This is a genomic window from Staphylococcus sp. HMSC061G12 (genome assembly GCF_001838465.1).
In the GTDB taxonomy this organism is placed as follows: Bacteria; Bacillota; Bacilli; order Staphylococcales; family Staphylococcaceae; genus Staphylococcus; species Staphylococcus simulans.
On record NZ_KV837079.1, the window covers coordinates 1 to 967 of the forward strand.

The 967-nt window shown below is 29.0% G+C and carries 1 protein-coding gene; it reads right to left on the reverse strand.

Going from position 1 to position 967, the window contains the following annotated elements; genetic code table 11:
- Nucleotides 1-123: 123 nt before the first annotated feature.
- A partial coding sequence (locus HMPREF2937_RS07255) for an ABC-F family ATP-binding cassette domain-containing protein (protein ID WP_142351413.1) occupies nucleotides 124-967 on the reverse strand: 844 nt, incomplete at its 5' end.

Genomic DNA, 967 nt, shown 5'->3' on the forward strand with positions numbered 1-967 from the left:
GGGATTGGTGCATATAATGCACGAAGCTCTTGTTGTCTAAATTATAACACTGGTTAGTAAGGGAATGCAAAATCTCTGAAGTATTTTTATTTTTTCTTCAGCTAATTTGTATTGTTCGTTTAATTACTTATAAATTTTTCCTTTAATATAATTATAGTTACCCTCAAATTTCTCTAATGTTTGATTTTTTAACAAGTAAGTTGTATTAAATAGCTTGTTAAGAAAATATCTATCATGTGAAACTGTAATTATGGATCCTTCAAAATCTAATAAAGCATCTTCTATGGTTTCCTTGGCATCTATATCTAAATGATTTGTAGGCTCGTCTAAAACAAGCAAATTATAATCAGTATTTACAATTTGTGCCCATCTTAGCCTTATTTTTTCTCCTCCACTTAAATCTTTAACCTTTTTAAAAACGTCTTTACCATAAAACATGAAATTAGCTAAAATATGTCTAGCTTCTCCTTCTGTTACATTGACTTTTTCACGAATTGTATTCAATAAAGTATCATCGTTATCACTTTCAAATTCATGTTGTGAAAGATAACCAATTTTTAAATTGTTTGCAGTCTTAATAGAACCCTCATCTATTGAAGTAAGTCCTAAAATTATTTTTAACAATGTAGATTTACCTGTACCATTATCTCCTATAATAGCAACATGTTCGCCTCTTCGAATTAACATATTTACATTTTCAAATAATAAATAGTCATATCCTTTAGCGACATTTTCCATTTCAATAACTCTATTTGAAACACGCTTACCTTCCTCTAGTTTCATATTCATTTTTTTTGAATCTAAAGTTGGTTTTTCTAATCGCTTAATACGATTCAAAGCTTTTTCCATACTTTTAGCTCGACGATACATTGCAGCATTCGGTGGTTTAGCTTGGCTTGCCCATGTTCTTAATTGCTTAATAGATTCTTTCATTTTTTTGATTTTCTTTTGTTGTGTTTTATAGGCT